This is a genomic window from Streptomyces sp. NPDC054872, assembly GCF_053610705.1.
In genome coordinates, this window is record NZ_JBSGYY010000005.1 from 31,763 (window position 1) to 51,673 (window position 19,911).

At 69.3% G+C, this 19,911-nt stretch carries 21 protein-coding genes; 15 read left to right on the forward strand and 6 right to left on the reverse strand.

Going from position 1 to position 19,911, the window contains the following annotated elements; translation table 11 throughout:
- Window positions 1-78 precede the first annotated feature (78 nt).
- From ACWGIH_RS07545 to ACWGIH_RS07575, 7 genes are all read left to right on the forward strand, one after another.
- Window positions 79-1,080, forward strand: coding sequence for a fumarylacetoacetate hydrolase family protein (locus tag ACWGIH_RS07545; RefSeq protein WP_453451818.1), 1,002 nt, complete (start codon window positions 79-81; stop codon window positions 1,078-1,080).
- Window positions 1,081-1,091: 11 nt separating this feature from the next.
- Window positions 1,092-2,048, forward strand: coding sequence for a cyclase family protein (locus tag ACWGIH_RS07550; protein ID WP_453451844.1), 957 nt, complete (start codon window positions 1,092-1,094; stop codon window positions 2,046-2,048).
- Window positions 2,049-2,104: 56 nt separating this feature from the next.
- The gene (locus ACWGIH_RS07555) at window positions 2,105-3,241 is read left to right on the forward strand and encodes an FAD-dependent oxidoreductase (protein WP_453451817.1); all 1,137 of its coding nucleotides are present in this window, start codon (window positions 2,105-2,107) and stop codon (window positions 3,239-3,241) included.
- Entirely contained in the window at window positions 3,238-4,239 is a 1,002-nt protein-coding gene (locus ACWGIH_RS07560; protein WP_453451816.1) for an amidohydrolase family protein, read from the forward strand. Before ACWGIH_RS07555 ends, ACWGIH_RS07560 begins: the two co-directional genes overlap by 4 nt.
- Window positions 4,240-4,243: 4 nt before the next feature.
- Complete coding sequence (locus ACWGIH_RS07565) at window positions 4,244-5,182, forward strand: VOC family protein (RefSeq protein WP_453451815.1); 939 nt, start codon at window positions 4,244-4,246, stop codon at window positions 5,180-5,182.
- Between the two features lie 89 nt (window positions 5,183-5,271).
- Complete coding sequence (locus ACWGIH_RS07570; RefSeq protein ID WP_453451814.1) at window positions 5,272-6,243, forward strand: fumarylacetoacetate hydrolase family protein; 972 nt, start codon at window positions 5,272-5,274, stop codon at window positions 6,241-6,243.
- The gene (locus tag ACWGIH_RS07575; protein WP_453451813.1) at window positions 6,240-6,986 is read left to right on the forward strand and encodes an SDR family NAD(P)-dependent oxidoreductase; all 747 of its coding nucleotides are present in this window, start codon (window positions 6,240-6,242) and stop codon (window positions 6,984-6,986) included. Before ACWGIH_RS07570 ends, ACWGIH_RS07575 begins: the two co-directional genes overlap by 4 nt.
- Before the next feature lie 67 nt (window positions 6,987-7,053).
- Here the strand turns inward: ACWGIH_RS07575 and ACWGIH_RS07580 are convergent, their stop codons facing one another.
- Window positions 7,054-7,521 carry a MarR family winged helix-turn-helix transcriptional regulator gene (locus tag ACWGIH_RS07580; protein ID WP_453451812.1) on the reverse strand — a complete coding sequence of 156 codons (468 nt, stop codon included), beginning with the start codon at window positions 7,519-7,521 and terminating at the stop codon, window positions 7,054-7,056.
- 103 nt (window positions 7,522-7,624) lie between these two features.
- Between ACWGIH_RS07580 and ACWGIH_RS07585 the strand changes: the two genes are divergently transcribed.
- The 3 genes from ACWGIH_RS07585 (at window position 7,625) to ACWGIH_RS07595 (ending at window position 10,616) form a co-directional block, all read left to right on the forward strand.
- On the forward strand, window positions 7,625-8,839 hold the full coding sequence (locus tag ACWGIH_RS07585) for an amidohydrolase family protein (protein ID WP_453451811.1): 1,215 nt from the start codon (window positions 7,625-7,627) through the stop codon (window positions 8,837-8,839).
- A 453-nt stretch (window positions 8,840-9,292) separates the two neighbouring features.
- On the forward strand, window positions 9,293-9,637 hold the full coding sequence (locus ACWGIH_RS07590) for an STAS domain-containing protein (RefSeq protein ID WP_453451810.1): 345 nt from the start codon (window positions 9,293-9,295) through the stop codon (window positions 9,635-9,637).
- On the forward strand, window positions 9,630-10,616 hold the full coding sequence (locus ACWGIH_RS07595; RefSeq protein WP_453451809.1) for an anti-sigma factor RsbA family regulatory protein: 987 nt from the start codon (window positions 9,630-9,632) through the stop codon (window positions 10,614-10,616). The genes ACWGIH_RS07590 and ACWGIH_RS07595 overlap by 8 nt, the downstream gene beginning before the upstream one ends.
- Window positions 10,617-10,672: 56 nt before the next feature.
- Here ACWGIH_RS07595 and ACWGIH_RS07600 read toward each other — a convergent pair whose 3' ends face one another.
- Window positions 10,673-11,485, reverse strand: a complete 813-nt coding sequence (locus ACWGIH_RS07600; protein WP_453451808.1) for a GAF and ANTAR domain-containing protein — start codon at window positions 11,483-11,485, stop codon at window positions 10,673-10,675.
- Between the two features lie 318 nt (window positions 11,486-11,803).
- On the opposite strand from ACWGIH_RS07600, the gene ACWGIH_RS07605 reads away from it, so the two are divergent.
- The 3 genes from ACWGIH_RS07605 to ACWGIH_RS07615 all read left to right on the forward strand — a co-directional run bounded on the left by ACWGIH_RS07605 (window position 11,804) and on the right by ACWGIH_RS07615 (window position 14,085).
- Complete coding sequence (locus ACWGIH_RS07605) at window positions 11,804-12,568, forward strand: GAF domain-containing protein (RefSeq protein ID WP_453691606.1); 765 nt, start codon at window positions 11,804-11,806, stop codon at window positions 12,566-12,568.
- On the forward strand, window positions 12,565-13,293 hold the full coding sequence (locus tag ACWGIH_RS07610; RefSeq protein ID WP_453691608.1) for a GAF and ANTAR domain-containing protein: 729 nt from the start codon (window positions 12,565-12,567) through the stop codon (window positions 13,291-13,293). The genes ACWGIH_RS07605 and ACWGIH_RS07610 overlap by 4 nt, the downstream gene beginning before the upstream one ends.
- Before the next feature lie 93 nt (window positions 13,294-13,386).
- On the forward strand, window positions 13,387-14,085 hold the full coding sequence (locus tag ACWGIH_RS07615) for a GAF and ANTAR domain-containing protein (RefSeq protein ID WP_453447117.1): 699 nt from the start codon (window positions 13,387-13,389) through the stop codon (window positions 14,083-14,085).
- 267 nt (window positions 14,086-14,352) lie between these two features.
- Here the strand turns inward: ACWGIH_RS07615 and ACWGIH_RS07620 are convergent, their stop codons facing one another.
- Complete coding sequence (locus ACWGIH_RS07620) at window positions 14,353-14,982, reverse strand: SH3 domain-containing protein (protein WP_453447119.1); 630 nt, start codon at window positions 14,980-14,982, stop codon at window positions 14,353-14,355.
- A gap of 304 nt (window positions 14,983-15,286) precedes the next feature.
- On the opposite strand from ACWGIH_RS07620, the gene ACWGIH_RS07625 reads away from it, so the two are divergent.
- A complete protein-coding gene (locus ACWGIH_RS07625; RefSeq protein WP_453447121.1) occupies window positions 15,287-17,158 on the forward strand; it encodes a transketolase in 1,872 nt (623 codons plus the stop codon).
- A gap of 336 nt (window positions 17,159-17,494) precedes the next feature.
- Here ACWGIH_RS07625 and ACWGIH_RS07630 read toward each other — a convergent pair whose 3' ends face one another.
- Window positions 17,495-17,854 carry an ANTAR domain-containing protein gene (locus ACWGIH_RS07630; RefSeq protein ID WP_453447123.1) on the reverse strand — a complete coding sequence of 120 codons (360 nt, stop codon included), beginning with the start codon at window positions 17,852-17,854 and terminating at the stop codon, window positions 17,495-17,497.
- Window positions 17,855-18,007: 153 nt separating this feature from the next.
- Entirely contained in the window at window positions 18,008-18,241 is a 234-nt protein-coding gene (locus ACWGIH_RS07635) for a hypothetical protein (RefSeq protein ID WP_453447125.1), read from the reverse strand.
- A gap of 307 nt (window positions 18,242-18,548) precedes the next feature.
- On the opposite strand from ACWGIH_RS07635, the gene ACWGIH_RS07640 reads away from it, so the two are divergent.
- On the forward strand, window positions 18,549-18,743 hold the full coding sequence (locus ACWGIH_RS07640) for a hypothetical protein (RefSeq protein WP_453447126.1): 195 nt from the start codon (window positions 18,549-18,551) through the stop codon (window positions 18,741-18,743).
- A 493-nt stretch (window positions 18,744-19,236) separates the two neighbouring features.
- Here the strand turns inward: ACWGIH_RS07640 and ACWGIH_RS07645 are convergent, their stop codons facing one another.
- Entirely contained in the window at window positions 19,237-19,899 is a 663-nt protein-coding gene (locus tag ACWGIH_RS07645) for a phosphoribosyltransferase (protein WP_453447128.1), read from the reverse strand.
- Between the last annotated feature and the right edge of the window lie 12 nt (window positions 19,900-19,911).

A 19,911-nucleotide genomic window follows, 5' to 3' on the forward strand; every position in this document is an offset into this window, starting at 1 on the left:
GATGGCTGCCATCCACACAATCTATTTCCCTGATCGTCGGTAGCGGGTCCAGATTAGTCCCACCGCAATCAGGAGGACATGTCCGTGAAACCCGCTCCCGCATCCGCGCCGTTCGCCGGCCCCTTCGCCCTCGCGACGCTCTCGGCCCCGGACGGCCCGGCGTTCCCCGCCCTGCTCACACCCGAGGAGCGCGTCGTCGATCTGCGCGACGCCCTCGGCGACGCACGGTTGACCGTCCGCCGTCTCCTGGAGGACTGGCCGACGGTACTGCCGCGGCTGCGATCCCTGGCCGACGAGGATTCCGCGCAGTACAGGCCGCTGGCGGAGTTCCAGGTGCACGCGCCGGTCGAGCCGCGTCAGGTGTTCCAGTCCGGCGCCAACTACCGGCAGCACGTCATCGATCTGCACGTCGCCCACAAGGCTCCGGGGGACGACCGGCCCGAAGACGAACGGCGCGCCGAGGCGGCGGACATCATGGACCGGCGGGCCACAGAGGACCTGCCCTACGTGTTCATCGGGCTGCCGAGCGCGATCACCGGCCCGTACGACGATGTCACGCTGCCCGACTGGGCCGAAAAGCCTGACTGGGAGCTGGAGTTGGCGGCCGTCATCGGTCGCCCGGCGCACCGCGTATCCGTCGAGGAGGCACTGGAGTACGTCGCCGGGTACACGATCGCCAACGACCTCACCGACCGCGCCACCGTCTTTCGCCGGGACATGCCGCAGATCGGCACCGACTGGCTGCGCAGCAAGAACGCCCCCGGCTTCACCCCGCTCGGCCCGTGGATCGTGCCCACCGAGTCGGTCGCCGACCCCGATGACCTGCGGCTGGTGTTGAAGCTGAACGGCGAGACCATGCAGGACGAGTCCACCAAGGACATGATCTTCAACGTCGCCCGCATGGTGTCCTACGCCTCACAGTCCGCCCACCTCCTGCCCGGCGACCTGGTGTTGACGGGCTCCCCGGCAGGCAACGGCATGCACTGGGGCCGCCTGCTGCGCGACGGTGACGTCATGGACGCCTCGATCACCGGCCTCGGCGCGCAGCACACCCGCTGTACGGCGGAGGTGGCATCGTGAGCAGCCCGTCCTTGGACCGGCACGACCCCGAGGGTGCGATCACCGAGGCCGCCAAGGCGTACTCGAACTGGGGCCGTTGGGGTGAGGACGACCGCATCGGCACGCTGAACTTCCTCGACGAGGCCAAGCGTCGCGAAGGTGCGGCGCTCGTGCGACGGGGCGTCAGTTTCTCGCTGTCACAGCGCTTCGACATGGACGGCCCGCAAAAGGGCTGGCGGCGGCGCACCAACCCGGTGCACACCATGCTGGACACCGGCAGCGACGCGGCGCTCGGCAACCAGGGGTTCCCGCACGGACTCGGCGGCGCCGACGACGTGATAGCCATGCCACTGCAGTGCTCCACGCAGTGGGACGGCCTCGGCCACATCTTCGACCACGGCAAGGCCTGGAACGGCCGAGCCGCGGACCAGGTCGTGACCTCCGAGGGCGACCTCGTCACCGGCATCGAGCACATGGCCCCGCACATCGCGGGGCGCGGCATCCTGCTCGACGTGGGCCGTGTGGTCGGCGACGACGGCGAACTGCCCGACGGCTTCGCCGTCACCGAACAGCACCTGGCCGCGGCCGCCCAGGCGCACGGCGTGAGCGTCGGCCGGGGCGACATCGTCCTCGTACGCACCGGTCAGCTCGCACGGGCACGGCGCGAGGGTTGGGGCGAGTACGCCGGAGGCCCCGCGCCCGGCCTCTCCTTCACCACCGCGGGCTGGCTGCACCGCACCGAACTCGCCGCGATCGCCACCGACACCTGGGGCTTCGAGGTCCGCCCGAACGAGTTCGAGCACGCCTTCCAGCCCCTGCACCAGGTCGTCATCCCGAACATGGGCCTGCTCATCGGCGAGATGTGGGACCTGGAGGCGCTGGCCGCCGACTGCGCGAAGGACGGCGTGTACGAGTTCTGGCTCACCGCCGCTCCCCTGCCCATCACCGGCGCGGTCGGCTCCCCGGTCAACCCGGTCGCCGTCAAGTAGTCCGCCACGCCAACAGACGGCACCACACGACACCAGCGGAACGAAGGAGTTCCCCCATGAGCACACCCCCTGCGGTCCTCGTCGTCGGCGGCGGCGCGGCCGGAAACGCCGCGACGATCCTGTTGCGCCGCGCCGGGATCGCGGTCGACCTGATCGAAGCGAAGGACGACTGGAACGCCACCGCGGGATCCGGCATCACCCTCCAGGGCAACGCCCTGCGCGTCCTGCGCGAACTGGGTGTGTGGGAGCAGGTGGAGAAGTCCGGATTCGGGTTCGGCGCGGTCGGTATCACCGCCCCCGACGGCACCGTGCTGCACGTCGCCGAGGATCTGCGCACGGGCGGCGACGACCTGCCCGCCACCGTCGGCATGCAGCGCCCACAGCTCCAGAGGATTCTGATCGACGCGGTCCGCGCGAGCGGCGCCACCGTACGCCTGGGCGTCCGAGCGACGTCACTGGACCAGTCCGCCGACGCGGCCGGCGTCACCGTCCGCTTCAGCGACGGCACCACGTCCCGCTACGACCTGGTGATCGCCGCCGACGGTCTCGGCTCCACCACCCGCGCGGCCATCGGCATCACGGATCAGCCCGAGCCCACCGGCATGGCCATCTGGCGTGTCGCGGCGCCCCGTCCAGCAGGCATGACCCGTACCGACCTCGCCTACGGCGGCCCCGCCTACATCGCCGGCTACTGCCCCACCAGCGAGAACACGCTCTACGCGTACGTCGTCGAGGCCAACCGCGACCGAGCCTCCATACCGCCCGCCTCCTACGCGGACGAGATGCGCTCCCTGGCACAGCACTACGGCGGCCACTGGCCCGAGATCACCGCGCACATCACCGACGCCTCCCAGGTCAACTACACATGGTTCGACCGGATGCTGGTGGAAGGCTCCTGGCACCGCGGGCGCGTGGTCCTCGTCGGCGACGCGGCCCACTGCTGCCCGCCCACCCTCGCCCAGGGCGCGGCCCTGTCGATGGAGGACGCCTGGGTCCTCACCCAGATGCTGACCGCCACCGACACGTGGGACGACGCACTCCTCCAGGCGTACTACGAGCGACGCGTCGCCCGCGTACGCCCCGTCGTGGAGGCCTCCGTCCAGATCGGCCGGTGGCAGCTCGACGGAGTACGCGACGCCGACGTGCCAGGCCTGATGGGCCGCACCATGACCGCGCTGCGGGAGCTGCCGTGACCATCCCACCCACCGTGGACGTGCACGCGCACGTCCTGCTGCCCGACATAGAGGCGCTCGTCGCGGGCCTGCCCGGCCTTGCCGATGCGAAGGCCCTGGACGCCCGCCGCAACGGACCGGACGCGCTGAACGTCAACGGCCCGATGATCGGCGCACGCATCCCCCGCCTCACCGATCCCGCGGTCCGGCTCGCCGCGATGGACACCCAAAGCGTGGACATCCAGCTGGTCAGCCCCTCCCCCTCGCACTACCACTACTGGACGGACGAGGAGACGGCCGAGAAGGTGTACCGGCTCGCCAACGAGGCGACTGCCGCGCACTGTTCGGCCGCGCCCGAGAGGCTGCACGGCCTCGGCCTCGTACCCCTGCAGCATCCGGGCCAGGCGGTGCGTGCGCTCGACCACGCGCTGGAGCAGGGCCTGTCCGGAGTGGAGATCTCCAGCCACGCCCCGGGACGCGAACTGTCCGACCCGGCCTACGAACCGTTCTGGGCCAGGGCGCGGGAGACCGGCGCGATCATCTTCCTGCACCCCTTCGGCTGCACGCTCGACGAACGCCTCGACCGGTGGTACCTGTCCAACACCGTGGGACAGCCTACCGAGAACGCAGTCGCCCTCTCCCACCTGATCTTCTCTGGCGTCCTGGACCGCCACCCCGGCCTGAAGATCATCGCGGCGCACGGCGGCGGCTACCTGCCCACGCACATCGGCCGCTCCGACCACGCCTGGACGGCCCGCTCCGACGCCGGGTCCGGCTGCGCCCACCTGCCCAGCAGCTACCTCAAGCGTCTCTACTTCGACTCCCTCGTCCACGACCCGCACGTGCTGCGGGAGCTGATACGCGTGGCCGGAGCGGACCGGGTGCTGCTCGGCTCCGACTTCCCCTTCGACATGGGCACCGAGGACCCGCTCGGCGCGCTGCGCGCCGCCCGCCTGCCCGACGCCGACTTCGACGCGGTGCGCGGCGGCAACGCGGCCGCTCTCCTCCGAAAGGACTGACATCGTGAGCAACCGTCTGCTGACCCACCTGCGGCACGTCGACCTGGCCGTGCCCGACTACGACAAGCAGCTGGACTTCTACTCGGGCGTCTGGGGCCTGACCAAGGTCGCCGAGGACTCCGGCATCTCCTTCCTCGCCGCCGAGGGCTCCCCCGAGCAGTACGTGGTACGCCTGCGCAAGGCCGAGGAGAAGCGGCTCGACCTCGTCTCGTACGGAGCGGCGTCGGCAGCCGACGTCGACGCTCTGGCCGAGCAACTCCTCGCGGGCGGCGTGCAGTTGATCTCACAGCCCGGCACCGTCGACACCCCGGGCGGCGGCTACGGCTTCCGCTTCTTCGACGTGGACGGGCGCACCATCGAGGTCTCCGCCGACGTCGAGGTGAGGCAGCACCGGAAGATCGAGGAGAAGGAGGCCATCCCGGTCAAGCTCTCCCACGTCGTCCTCAACTCCCCCGATCTGAACCGCACACGTCAGTGGTACGAGGCACACCTCGGATTCGCCCTCTCCGACACGCTCAGCTCGCCGCACATGGGCGAGGTCATGCACTTCATGCGGATCAGCAACCAGCACCACTCGATGGCCATCGCGCAGGGCCCCCACACGGCCCTGCACCACGTCTCCTTCGAGATGCGCGGCATCGACGAGTACATGCGCGGCTCCGGCCGTGTCATGCGCGCCGGATTCCGGAAGATCTGGGGCCCGGGCCGGCACATGGCGGGCGACAACACCTTCACGTACTTCCTCGACCCGCACGGCAACACCGTCGAGTACACCACCGAGCTGGAGGAGCTCGACGAGGACACCTGGCACCCGCACGTCTACGACTTCTCGCAGCCCGAGGTCACCGACCAGTGGGGCACGGCGAACGCGATGAACGAGCTCGTCGCCAAGGAGTCGTTCAACGACCCCGACCGCGGCGTGTTCATCGCCCCGCCGGTCTGATCTCCCCCATCCCCGGGGGCGCCGCGGCGCTGTCCCTGCCCTGACTCCGCCGCCGGCGCCCCCGGCCCCAGTTCGCGCCAGGAGACCCCATGCGATTCGCCACCTACGACCACCAGCACCGTACCCGCGTCGCCGTCGTCGAGGAGGACGGCACTCTCTACCCGCTACCCGGCGCCACGTCGCTGACCGAGTTGATCCGTTCCGGAGGCGGTCTTGCCGCCCTCCTCGACGCCGGCGCCGCCGCGCTCGACGTGCCGCCGGGGCCGCACGTCTCACAGGTGCGGCTGCTTCCACCTCTTCAGCCGTCCTCCGTACGGGACTTCGTCACCTTCGAGGAGCATGTCGAGGGCGTGCGCCGTGCGGTGGACGGCGTCAGCGGAGTCCCCGACCAGTGGTACGCGGCGCCCACCTTCTACTTCACCAACCCGCACGCGATCTACGGGCCGGGCGACAGCATCCCGATGCCGCCCGGTTCGGCCCGGCTCGACTACGAACTCGAAGTCGCCGCCGTCATCGGCCGCGAGGGCGGCGACCTCACCCCCGACCAGGCCCGGGACCACATCATCGGCTACACCGTCTTCAACGACTGGTCGGCCCGCGACCTGCAGTCCGCCGAGATGAAGGTGGGCCTGGGCCCGTGCAAGGGCAAGGACACCGCCACCACGCTTGGCCCCTACCTGGTCACCGCCGACGAACTCGACCCGTACCGCGACGGCGACGGCTTCCTGCGCCTCGCCCTGACCGCCGAGGTCAACGGCCGAGTGATCGGCGAGGACCTGCTGTCCAACATGAGCTGGACCTTCGAGGAGATGGTCGCCTACGCGTCGCGCGGCACCCGTGTCGTGCCCGGTGACGTGCTGGGCTCAGGGACCTGCGGCAACGGCGGCTGCCTCGCCGAGCTGTGGGGCCTGCGCGGCGAGCAGGCCTTGCCGCCGCTGCAGCCCGGCGACACCGTCACCCTCACCGTGGAGGGCATCGGGGCGCTCTCCAACACCGTCGTGGCCGGGGCCGAGGCGGTACCGCTCCCGGCCGGGCGCCGCCGCGACCGGCAGCGTCCGTGAATCCGCAACGCCTGCCGGGCAAGGTGGTCGTCGTCACCGGCGCCGCCCGCGGGCAGGGCGCCGCCGAGGCCGAGGCCCTCACCCGCGAGGGCGCTCGCGTCATCGCCACCGACGTCACCGAGGCCCCCGGCATCCGCCCCCTCGACGTCACCGACGCATCGCAGTGGGCCCACCTCGCCAGGGAGCTGCAGGAGTCGTACGGGCAGGTCCACGGCCTGGTCAACAACGCGGGCATCACCTGGCGGGCCCGGCTCGGCGAGGTGATGCCCGACGACTTCACCCGCGTCCACGCCGTCAACGTCACCGGCCCGCTCCTCGGCATCCAGCATCTCGCTCCGCTGATGCCGCCCGGCGCCTCGATCGTCAACATCGGCTCGTCCGTCGCCCTCACCGCGCACTACCCGATCGCGTACACGGCCAGCAAGTGGGCGCTGCGCGGGCTTTCCAAGTCTGCCGCTCTCGAACTGGGACCGTGCGGCATCCGCGTCAACACCATCCACCCGGGCTTCATCGAGACGGAGATGACGGCGTCAGCTTCCCCCGCCTTCCGCGAGAGCAACGTGCGCGAGACGCCACTGGGCCGCACCGGAACGGTCGACGAGATCACACCGCTCGTCTCATTCCTGCTGTCGGACGAGGCCTCGTTCATCACCGGCGCGGACATCCCCGTGGACGGTGGATTCACCGCCCACGGCGGCGCCAAGTCAATCTCCGATGCGCTGCGGACGGGGCCGGGCGCGTGACGCGCCTCCTGCTCATGGTTCGGTGTCGGGGCGCCGCTCGTCGATTCGGTCCCGCGGCGTCGGCTGGTCAGTCGCCGCTGGTGGCCTGTTTCCTGGACCACGCGGTGGCGTCTGCTCCGTATCGGACCAAGAGGCGTGCGAACTGGATGCGCTCATCCGGCGACCAGGCGGCGGTGATCTCCTGGAACGCCTTGCGCTGTTCGGCGGCGAAGCGGTTGCGTTCGGCCTCGCCGTGCTCGGTGAGTTCGAGCACGGTGCGGCGTCCGTCCAGTTGAGACGCCGCCCGGCGCAGCAGCCCGTCCTCTATGCAGGCGGCGACGGTCCGGCTGGCCACCGGCTGCGCGACACCCATCTCGGCAGCGAGGCCGCCGACGGTCGTCTCGCCCGGCGCGTCGGCGATCACATTGAGAACGAGGTTGCGGGAGAGGTCCTTGCTCGATGCCGGTGCGCGTCGGCGCAGCCGTGACAGCGCCGGGCCGATCTGGTCCAGCGCCAGGTCGTCGGAAGGCTGCTCGGAGAAGGACGCACTGCTCATGTGACCGAGTCTAGGCCCAGCCCGCACATTTGCATACCAGTAGACAAGTACATAGCATCAGGTATGTAAATCTTGGACGAGCGAGGAACCGAGGCGGACTGTTATGGCGCTCACCGCGATCACCGACGCGCACATCTTCGACGGAGAGAAGGCGGTCGGCGTAGGGACCGTAGTCATCGACGGCGGGAGGATCGCCCGCATCGGCGGTGACGCTCCTCAGGACAGCGAGATCGTCGACGGCAGCGGTGCCACCCTGCTGCCGGGGCTCATCGACGCCCACGTCCACTCCGCCCCGGGTTCTCTGGCGCTCGCCCTGCGGTTCGGGGTGACGACCGAGCTGGAGATGCAGGGGATGAACACCCGGGAGAACCGGGGGCTCATCACCGACGACGACACCCTGGCCGACGTGCGCTCGTCCGGCTTCGCCATCACACCGCCCGGCGGCCACCCCAGCGAGTTGATGCCCGAGGGCTTCCGCCCCAAGTGGGATCTCCCCCCGGTGATGCCCCTGATGCCGTTCTCCACCACGCCCGAGCAAGCGGCCGCCTTCGTGCCCCAACTCCTTTCCCGTGGCTCCGACTTCATCAAGTTCATGATCGACGACGGCAGCGTGGAGGGACACCCCGGGCTGCCCTCGCTCGACCAGGCCACCGTGAACGCCGGTGTGGCCGAAGCCAAGAAGTACGGCGCCCTCACCGTGGCCCACGCGCTGACCGTGGAGGCCACCAGGATGGCCGCCGAAGCCGGCGTCGACGGCGTCACCCACGTCTTCATGGACCAGCCGCACACCGCCGAAATCATCGCCCTCATCAAGGACGCGGGCATGTTCGTCATTCCCTGCATCACTCTCAATGCCTCGATGATGGGGAACACCGCCGGCGAACTCGCCGACGACCCCCGGGTCGCCGCACGCCTCGACAGCAAGTGGGACCAGACCCTGCGCTCCAGCTACAACCGCTACCCGCAGGGCAAGCTCGACGACGTGTACGACACCGTGCGCGCTCTGGACGCCGTCGGCGTCGACGTACTGGCCGGCACCGACGTCTCCATGCCCGAGACGTTCTTCGGGGGCCTGGCACACGGAGCAAGCCTGCACCACGAACTGCAGTACCTGGTGGCAGCCGGCCTCACGCCCGCACGGGCCCTGCGCGCCGCCACGGCGACCACCGCCCGCCGCTTCCGCCTCAGCGACCGGGGCCGCATCGCCGAAGGACTGCGCGCCGACCTCCTGCTCGTCGACGGCGACCCGCTCAGCAACATCAGCGACACCCTCAACACCCGTGCCGTCTGGCGCCGCGGCACCCGCCTCACGGCATGACCGCAGCACTTCGGCTCATCGGAGCCCGGCCCGAGACCCACCCCGCTTGCGTCGAAGCACAAGGGCCTGCTCGAACGGCCGGCCGTGGTGCAACGACGCACTGGAGGCGCCCGTGTGACGGGCCACCGCCGGGGTGGCGAACGCCGCCACCCCGGTAAGCGGCACGGCGCCTTCCACGCTCGAACTGCCCGCGTCCATGTCCACTTTGCGGCAGCCGACGAGCGTACTGTCGAAAGGTATCCGTGGATGCCACCACCGGCGTGAGCGCGCATGTGACAAGGGCATCCGGCGGTCCCGTTGCGAGGAGGCGTCATGCCGCCGACGGACATTCCCCCGGCCCCATGCGACCGGCCGACAGGCCTACGACACGGCCGATGCCACGACCCGGTGATCACCAGCAGCGGCCGGGCCGTCCGGCGGAGCGCCCTGTGTCGGCCAGGCAAGAGGTCCTTCATGTCCGCTGACTATGCCGATACGCGGCTACGGATCTGGCGCACCGATTCTCCGCCGGGGCTGCGACTGGCCGGTGAAGTCGATCTGACCAACCAGGCTGCTTTCGTGGGACACCTGCTCTCCGTGAACGGGACCCCCGCCGATGTGACGGTGGACCTGACCCGGGTGACGTTCTTGAACTTCGCCTCGCTGCACGCGCTGGCCGCCTTCGCCTCGATGCTTGAACCGGGCCGCCGACTGGTCCTGCACACCAAGAGCCCGGTGGTTGTCGAGATCATCGAGGCCTGCGGATGGGACCGGCCGGAACTCCCACTGACCGTCCTGGAGGAGGTCTCCGATGAGTGAGCCGCGCGCGCCGTCACAGGCCGGCCCGGCACCCCACGCGCACCATCTGCTGCTCTACGGCGGCGACGAGCAGTTCCTCGCCTCCGCGCTCCCCTTTGCCCGGGACGGGCTGACGGCCAGGGAGCCGGTGTTCATCGCCACCAGCCGGCACAACACCGATCTGCTGCGCCGCAACCTGGGCAAGAGGGCCGACGAGATCTCCTTCGCCCCCGCTCACTGGTACCGGACTCCCGCACAGGTGCTGCTCGCCTACCACGACCAGGCACGCAGCGTGCAGGGCCGCTCGCGCGTGCTGGGCGAGACGCCGTGGGAGGGACTGTCGCGCGAACAGGTACGGGAGTGGAGCCGCTACGAGGCATTGCTCACCCTCGCGTTGGCCTCCACCGGTGCCTGGCATCTGTGCCCCTACGACACCCGCAGCCTCCCGGAGTCGGTCCTGCACACCGCGCACCTCACCCACCCCAGCGTGATGGCGGGAGGCGAGCGCCGCACCAATCCGGTGCACGTCGCCCCGGAGCAATTCAGCGCTGCCTGTGACACGGTGCCCCTACCGGCCCCACCTGCCGGGAGCCCGGAGTTTCAGTTCAACGGACCCCAGCAGATCGCCGAGATGCGGGAGTTCACCTGCCGTCTGGCCGGCCAGGCGGGGCTCCCGGCGGACCGCATCGACAGTCTGCTGGTCTGTGTCGACGAGGCCGCGGCCAACGCGATACGCCATGGAGGAGGCGCCGGTCGCTGCAGGATCTGGACCACCGCCAATGAAGTCCTCTGCGAAGTCAGCGATCCCAAGGGGAACTTGAATACTTCCCTTGCCGGATATCTACCGCCGAGCACCGCCCACCTGGACGGCCGCGGCCTGTGGATCATCCGTCAGCTCAGTGACTCCGCTGACATGAGGGCAACCGATCAAGGCACCACGATCCGTATCCGGATGAGCCGCCACGCCCACTCAGTCCCGGAGGACCCTCGACCGAAGTGACCCGCCGGCCGAAGGAGCGAGGCACACGCCCGCACCCACGATGTGGGACCGCCCTGTCAGCTGTCCGCGTCCCCGGAGGACGGCGGCTCACGGAGTGTGAGGTGGTCGTCGACGATGGCGCGGGCCAGGTCGGTCAAGGGCGTTGCCTGGCTGTGAGCGTGGGCGCGCAGCAGGGCGAGGGCTTGGCCGGTGGTGAGGGAGTGACGGTAGCTGATCATGCCGATGGCCTGGTGGACCACGGAGTCTGCGGGCAGGAGCCAGGCGCGGATGAGGTCGTCTTCCGTTGGCACGGGCGCGGCCAGGAGCAGGAGGTCAGCGGCGTCGACGTGGTCCTGTGCGATCTCCAGGTCGGCGTCGGAGATCGGGCCGGGTTCGTGGCGGTAGAGGGTGAGGACGAGCCCGGCCTGCTGTGCCGGGTCCGCGCCGCTGAGGACGGGCAGGGCGAAAGCGGCGCGGATGTGGTGAGCCTTGGCCTGCTCGGCATAGACGGGCCAGAGCCGTGTCATGGCGGGGTCTTCGAGATCGTCGACCAGGACCGGTGAGCGCTCGCTCAGGGCCTGTACGCAGGGACCCTCCCCGAGACTGATCTGCAGTTCCTCGCCCTTGGCCGCCAAGGGGCCGACCGCGCACAGCGACACCCGTTGCGCCAAGGCGGCATCGGCCGCCAGCGTGAGCCCCACGGAATACACGCCGCGCAGGGCCGTCCGGCACGCCTCCCCGAGGTGCAAGCCGGGTTGGGTCTGACCTGAATAACGGGCGGCGAGAGCCACAGCTTCCGCCCGGGCGCCCGTCACGGGGAACTCGGTGTGTGAGCGAGCAGGCAAGCGACCCTGAGGTGCACGGGCATCATGGCGTCCGAACTCCGGCATTCACCGCCGACGCTGCCCTGATCGGAAGCCAATGTCAGGATGAGATGGGGCGAGCGGCGTCGCCTTCGGGCAGCCTGTACGTCCACACTACGCCTCGCCTTCCGCCGCGCCTCGCACTTGCCAAGTTCCGCACACGTTTGGCGGCCACCTTTCGCCGGGTGGGAGGGGCAAATTGAGGCACCTCGCCGCTCACGGCGCCGAGAACGGCGAGGTGAGCTCAGCACCGCGGAAAACTCCCTAGACTGGAGTCGTCTTCAGTGCATTCTCTGCGCCGCGGAGGTCCCTCCTGAGGCTGCTGCAAACGGGAGGTGGAGAGCGATGGGCACCGACAGTGACTTGACTGCCGTGCTGCAGAGCCTGCACCCCTCCTCCGGGGATGCGGGCCTGTCCCCGGGGAATGCGGGTCTGGTCGGCGCGGACCCGAGGCTGTGCGCCCAGGCTCTGCGGGTGGACGGCATCGCCGTCTCCGCGACCACCGGCAACGGCCTGAGCGAACTGCTGTGGTTCACGCCGGGTACCAGCGCCTGGCTGGAGGACCTGCAGTTCACCCTCGGACAGGGACCAGCCCTTCAAGCGGCCGCCACGTGCAGACCCGTCCTGGTGGCAGACCTCGCCCGCGTGCCGGCGGAGCGGTGGCCGGCGCTGGTGCCCGAAGCCACCGCGCTGGGCATCGGCGCGATCTTCTGCTTTCCCCTCACCGTCGGCTCCGCCTGCCTGGGCACCATGACCCTGCAACGCACCACACCGGGTCCGCTCTCGGACGCCGCGATGACCGACACCTGGCTGGTCACCAACGCCCTGATCCCCATCCTGCTGGAGAACAGCCCGCAACAAGAGGCCTTCGCCACCGCAGAGGACTCCGCCGACTTCTACCGGGCCGCCGTCCACCAGGCCAGCGGCATGGTCAGCGTCCAGGCCGGGGTCAGCCTCGCCCAGGCCCTGCTCCTGCTGCGCGCCCACGCCTACCGGCACGAAAGGCCCGTGCTGGAGGTAGCCAACGACGTGGTAGCCAGGCGCCTGGCCTTCCACGATGATGAAAACGGGCCGGACATTCCTGCCGGTGAAGGGACTGAAGGGCCATGAAACGCGAAGAACAACTCCTGGCAGCCATGGTCGATGCCGTGGACACCCTCGTCGACGACTTCGACCTGATCGACTTCCTGCACCAACTGTGCGACCGGTGCAACGACTTGCTCGACGTCTCCGCCGTGGGCGTCATGCTCGCCGACCCCGCCGGGGGCCTGCAGCTGATCGCCGCATCGGACGAACACACCCGGCTGCTGGAACTCTTCGCCCTCCAAGCCGACCAGGGCCCCTGCGTGGAATGCCACCGCACCGGCACCGCCCGCTTCAACATCACCCTGACCTCACCCGCCCAGACAGCCGCCTTCCCCCTCTTCGCCCAGCGCGCCCGCCAGGCCGGCTACGCCACCACCCACGCCCTGCCCATGCGACTGCGGCAAAAAGTCGTGGGAGCCATGAACCTCTTCGACTCCCGCGACCAAAAACTGAGCGACGCCGACGCACGCGTGGCCCAGGCACTGGCCGACGTCGCCACCATCGCCATCCTGCAACACCGCACCGTCGTCCACGGCAACATCGAACGCGCCCAGCTACGAGCCGCCCTCTCCAGCCGCATCGTCATCGAACAAGCCAAAGGCATCCTCGCCGAACGCTGGCAATCCACACTCGACGAAGCCTTCGACGCCCTGCGCCAACACGCCCGCGCCCACCGACAAACCCTCGCCGGACTCTGCCAACAACTCATCGACGGCACCCTGAACTCCTCAGCCATCCAACGCCCCTGACCGCATCAACCTGACCGCGCACCTCAGCTCACCATCCACCCCAGACCCCGGCGGAAGGACGCGGCTCCCGCCACCCCGCCATAGGGACGCCTCGTGAACCAGGACCACCACGCCGCAGCCTGGCAGCGCATCAGCGCCGCTGCTCACACCGGTGGCGTCACACTCCTCACCGCCTGCCGGGCCTGCTCCGAGGACATGGACGCAGACTTCGCCGGCGTCACCCTCGTCGTCGCCGGCGAGCTACGCCTGCTCGCCACGGCCACGGACGAACGCGCCCGCACTGTGGAAGACGCCCAGTTGGTCACCGGCGAGGGCCCCTGCACCGAGGCCTACACCCAAGGCGTTCCTCTCGACGCGGTAGACCTGCGACATCCGTCCGCAGTCACCCGCTGGCCCGCCTACGCACCCCTGGCGAGCGAACAGGGAGCCCGCAGCGTCCTGGCCCTGCCCCTGACCATCGGCAACCTCGCCATCGGCGCCATGGACGTCTACCGCTGCGAACCCATCCCCTTCAGCCCCGAACAAAAAGAGCGGGCCAGTGCCTACGCCCGCATTCTGGGCCTGCTCGCCCTGGAGGAACACCCCCACCTGCTCACCAACCAAGCCCGCCCCACCCAACGCGGACCGCAGGGCTACCCGCCCACCGTGCACATGGCCGCAGGTGTCCTCGCCGCCAAAGAGGGGCTCACCACCGACGATGCCTTGGCCCGCCTTCGCGCCCACGCGTTCAGCCACAGCCAGCCCCTGCTGCACACGGCCGAGCAGGTCCTCGACACCCATCGGCTCGACTAGACCGAAGGCGGGCCGGCGCCGAGGAAAGCTCTCAGAGCAGCGTTCGGCGCCTCTGTGGTCGAGCCGGGAGGCCCCGGCGGCTTCCCCAGCCAGCATGATCCTCCCGGCCCGCAGGCGCTCGGTACCCACCGCCGTCCGCATCATGCAGGCACGGCGTGGGCGTGCCTGCCGGCCCAAATGCAGTGGGCAACGAACGCTACCGAGTCGCCCCGCCCCACGCCGCGATCGTCACAGCGCGGAGCGGAGAACGAATCACGGACGGTTCGTTCACTTGCAGAGCGGGACCGCGCCGTTGGCCTTCACGTAGCGAGCCGTGACCCATCCCTGAGGCGTCTTGACCCGGTACCAGGTGCGGTTGCCGGCGACGGGCTGGCCGGCCTTACGGCAGATCAGGGCGATGGTCTGTCCGCTGCGGTAAGCCCCGGTGATGCGCGAGTTGGAGGCGGGCTTCTGGCGTACGTTGACACCGGTCTTCGAGATGACCTTGCCCTTCACCGGCTTCGGGGCCGGTGCGAGGAGAGTGAGATTGGCCTTGGCCGTCCACTTTCCGCAGCCGACTCCCGCGACCACGACCTGGTGAGCACCCGGAGCGGCATTCGCCTTCACCGCTGCTTTGCCCGAGTACACCGGCGGGTTCCCCTTCTTCGCCAACGCCACCGTCTTGACGACGAAGGCATTCGACCGCGCCTGCACCGAACGGCACGTCTTCGGAGCGCCCACGACCTTCACCGTGACCGATGTCTTCTGCTTGGCCGTCGTCGGGGTGACCGTGACCCGCGGTGCCGCCGCCGCACCGGGCTTCGGCTCGGCGGGAACATCTGCATAAGCGAGGCCGGTCATCGCCGCGGAGACGAGAACCACCGCCGTACAACCGCTCATCGCCTTGCGAACCATCATTTCCTTCTCCTTTGAGGCGGTCGGGCCCCGAGCAAAGCCCGGAACTCCGCACTGCGGAGGAACGTAGGCCCAGCTCCGGACAGATTGAATTACCCGCCCCGCGACGCGCGGTCCTTCACCGAAATGCAGGAGCATGTGATCAATCGAGGAGCTTCCTGACCAGAGGCCGAGGTCGTCGCCGCACCCGGGCCGATCCCGTACGTGTCACCGCCCGCCGAATGAGGGCAAAGTTTGCGACTGCCGTGACCCGGCAACCGGAACGGGAAGCACTAATGCGCCGCCTAGTCCCCGGAAAGGCCCCGTCATGAGCACCGACCAGAAAAGCACGCTCGACGCCGAAAGCGACCTGGCCCAGGTCTTCGAACTCGCGCAGCAACTGCGGGTGGACTCGGTGCGTGCCAGCACTTCGGCCGGTTCCGGGCACCCCACATCGAGTCTCTCCGCCGCCGATCTGATGGCCGTACTGATGACGCGCCACCTTCGCTACGACTGGCAGGACCCGGACCACCGGGCCGGCGACCACCTGGTCTTCTCCAAGGGACATGCCTCTCCCCTGCTGTACGCCATGTTCAAAGCGGCCGGCGTCGTCAGCGACAAGGAGCTGATGACCACGTACCGCCGATTCGGGCACCGATTGCAGGGGCACCCCACTCCGGAACTGCCCTGGGTGGATGTGGCCACCGGTTCGCTGGGCCAGGGCGTCGGCTACGGAGTCGGCATCGCGTTGACCGGACGGGACCTGGCAAAGCAGCCCTATCGGGTCTGGGTGTTGTGCGGGGACAGTGAGATGGCCGAGGGGTCCGTATGGGAAGCCCTCGACAAGGCCGGGCATCATCAGCTCGCCAACTTCACCGTCCTCATCGACGTCAACCGGCTGGGGCAGAGCGGCCCCACCGAGCTTGAGTGGGACACCGACACCTACGCCCGCCGCGCCGAGGCCTTCGGCTGCCGCGCTCTGGTCGTCGACGGCCATGACCTCGACGCGATCGACCGAGCACTGACCACCGCCGCCGACGGACAGGCCCCCACCGTCATCGTCGCCAAGACCGTCAAGGGCCAAGGCGTGAGTGAGGTCGCCGACAAGGAGGGGTGGCACGGCAAGCCCCTGCCCGAGGACCTGGCCGACCGCGCCATCGCTGAGCTGGGCGGGATCCGTGATCTGCGGGTGAATGGCCCGAAGCCCCCCGACGCCGCACCCGTTCCCGCTCCGGCAGCAGCCGCCGTAGAGCTGCCCCGCTTCGAAGTGGGCGAGGAGGTGGCCACCCGTGTCGCATTCGGCAAGGCGCTGGCCGCCCTTGGAGCGCATCCCGATGTCGTCGCCCTGGACGCTGAAGTCGGTAACTCCACGCACGTCGAAGACTTCAAGAAGGCTCACCCCGAGCGCTACTTTCAGACCTTTATCGCCGAGCAGCAGATGATCGCCGATGCGGTGGGCATGGCGGTCTGCGGATATCGCCCCTACGCCACCACCTTCGCCGCGTTCCTGACGCGTGCGCACGACTTCATCCGCATGGCGGCCGTTTCAGAGATCACCATGGCGCTGTGCGGAACTCACAGCGGAGTGGAGATCGGCGCCGACGGCCCCTCTCAGATGGGCGTCGAGGACCTCGCCATGATGCGCGCCGTGCACGGATCCACCGTCCTGTACCCGAGCGACGCCACGTCCGCCACCGCCCTGACCGCGGCCATGGCAGACCTCGACGGCATCTCCTACCTGCGCACCACCCGTGGCGCCTATCCCGTCCTGTACGCCGACGACGAGAGCTTCCCCGTCGGGGGCTCGAAGACCCTGCGCAGCGGTGACGACGATCAAGTCACCCTCATCGGAGCGGGCGTCACCCTCCACGAATGCCTCGCCGCCGCTGATGACCTCGCCGCCGCGGGCGTCCGGGCCCGCGTCATCGACGCGTACTCCATCAAGCCCATCGACGCCGCCACCCTCGCAGGCGCCGCACAGGACACCGGCGCTTTCGTCGTCGCCGAGGACCATCACCCCGAAGGCGGCCTCGGGGAAGCCGTCCTCTCGGCCCTCGCCACCATTCCGGCCCACCCCGCCTTCGCCCACCTCGCCGTCACCAACCTGCCTGGCTCCGGCACCACCACCGAACTCCTCGACGCGGCAGGCATCTCCCGCACGCACATCGTCCAAGCGGTGCGCGCACTCCTGCAGCCGTGACCGTCAGAAACCACGGTCCTCGTCGTCCCGGTCGAGGTCGAGGTCGATCTGTTCGCGGATGAGCTTGTGAGCCCCTCCCCCGGTGTCGCCGCCCGGGGCCAACGCAGCGTGGACCGTGTGGGATGGCCACGGGCCGTGCCCAGGGAGGGCGGCTCCGGTTGTGGCTGCGAGTACGACGGCAGCTGCGGCGGCGAGCAAGTATTTTGCGCGGGAAGTACTCGGCATCTGACCTCCTGGCGATAGCCGGGAGGTCAGTGTTTCCCTGCGGGATAAGAGGGCTTCTTAGAGTTTGGCGACGAAGCGCCCCGCTCCGCTACAAGGGCGGCGCGAGCCTTTTCACTGCTCGTCGGTTGGCCTGGTGACCGACTGCTGTGCCTGTTGAATCTGACGCTTGATCTCGCGGCGAAGATCCTTGGGCACGTCGCCCGTAGACGCAGACTCGACGACCTGCTGCGCTACGTCCCGCAGCTTGGTGTTCGTGCACATCGAAACGTTGCGGACAACGGTCCATGCCGCATCCGGGCTCAGTCGGCCCAGCGCAATGATCACACCGATGGCCTGGTCAACCGTGGCGTGCGCCCCCAGCGCTTGCCGCAGTTGCTGCACCTCGCCCTGCAGCTCCAACACGCCCTCGTTGTCGCCCGCTTCGGGGGCAGAAGTGTTGGTGGCGGCACGGGTATTGGCGTCGGTCGACACGCGAGCCCTCCGGGGTCCGGGGACGGTTCACGTTCCACAGAATCTCGAATGACCTTCGTGCAGGCAAGCCACCGCCCGGAGCCGTTCGTCGCTCACGCGCCAGAGGCCCGGGCTCTGGGAACGAGCCCGAGCAGAACCGGGCGTGCCGGTGAGTCAGTCGTTCAAGCGGGCACGCAGCAGGCGCTTGCCGAATTCGGCGCCCTTGCGGCTGTCCGCTTGGGCCTTGCGGAAGAGATCCACCAGTTCGGCGTCCTTTTCACGCTCCGCGTCCTGGATGTAGGTCTCCAGTCGGAGCGCGTTGTTCAGGCACGATTCGACGTACCAGATGAGGTTGTAGTCCTTGTCTGGTGTCCCGGTGGTGCTTCCGGTCTCGGCTTTGCTGGTCATCGCTCACACCTCCAGTTCGTTGCGGACGCTCCGGGGCGAGCAGGGACAACGCGTCATCCTTTGCCCGTCGGGCGGAGCATGAAGCGGCCGACGGGTACCCCCTGGGTTTCGGCATAGTCATCCCGTTGCGACCGGCCGACGTCCTCACAGGCGCTAGACCGAGCAGTCCGCGCTCCAAGCGGTGCCCAAGCCGTACCCAGCGGCCGTCCCCCGACTGGCCGCACAGTTCGTCGCATGCGGCCGTGGCAGTTCCACGTGGGCGGACAGCCCGGTCGCGGCCTGCGCGGTGCTGTCGTAGAAAGGAGCAATGAGCGAGGAGAAAGCGTCATGGCACCCCGGCGAGATCGTGCCTGCCAGCGGGATCTACGAATGTGACTGCGGCGGAGAGCACCACTGGAGCACCGACGTGAAGACCCACCGCTTCCCGCCGCTGCCGTCGGGCTGCTCCGGTGAGTACTGGCAGCTGCAGAACCGTGCTCATCCCGAGGACGACCTCGGCTGACCGGCACGCACGGCCGGGCGTTACGGCGCCGTCCGGGCACACACCCCTCTCCTGGCTCAGTCCAGGGAGGCGAGGTGAAGCTGCCTGCCGGTCAGCGGTCCCCCCGTTTCATCGGCTCGGCCGCTTCGGGTTGATGTGAACCCGTGCGGCTCGCGCTGCCGTCACGGCCGGGGCGGTTCCGGCTCCGGAAGTACAGGGCCCGGTCCCGGAGGCGTGGGGGGCACGGGGTCGGGGCCTGACGGAGGCACCGGGGACGGGGCCGGGCCCGGTTGCGGGCCGGGAGGCGGCGAAGGGGGCGTGGGCGTCGGCGGAACCGGGTCGGGGCGCGTCGGATCAGGCCTGCCGGGCGGCTGCGGGACGGTCATGGTCGGTTCCTCCTGGGTGTCGGGTCAGTATCCGAAGGTGTGCTGAGTCGATGGCCGTAGGTGCTGAGTCGGTGTGTGTCCGGGGGCGGCTGCTCCCGGATTGCCTCAGAGGCGCTGGTGGCAGGCCGTCACCCGTCGGGCGTTGTGGCGCGGTGTTCGTTCAGGGCCTGGATGACCTCGTCGTCACTCACTTGCTCGAAGTCGTCGTACCAGAGGCCCACTGCCCCGAAATCGGGCGGCTGCTGGAGGCAGACGATGTCGTCGCCTTCCGAGCGCATTCCCGCTGCGGTCTCGGGAGCGCAGACGGGGACCGCGAGGATCAGTCGGGCCGGTTCCAGGCTCCGGAGATGGCGGAGAGCGGCACGCGCGGTGGCTCCGGTGGCCAACCCGTCGTCGACGACGATCACGTTGCTGTTCTTGATGTCCGGCATGGGTCGGTCGCCGCGGTAGAGCTGTTCGCGGCGCTTCAGTTCGTGGCGTTCACGGGCCACGTCCTGGGCGAGGCGATCCTCGTCGAGGCCCAGCATGCGCAGTGCCCGCCGGTCGAAGAGCGGTGGGTCATCACCGACGATCGCGCCGATGCCGGTTTCCGGACGTCCGGGGAGGCCGATCTTCCGAGCGACGAGCACATCCAGAGGCGCTCTGAGGGCGCGCGCCACTTCGACTGCCACCGGTACGCCACCGCGGGGCAGCGCGAGGACCACGGCATCCGGGAGTTCACCTTCGGACGCCCATTCCATGAGCCGGAGACCGAGTTCCTGGCCTGCTACTTGGCGATTCTGAAATCGCATGACCTGATGCCT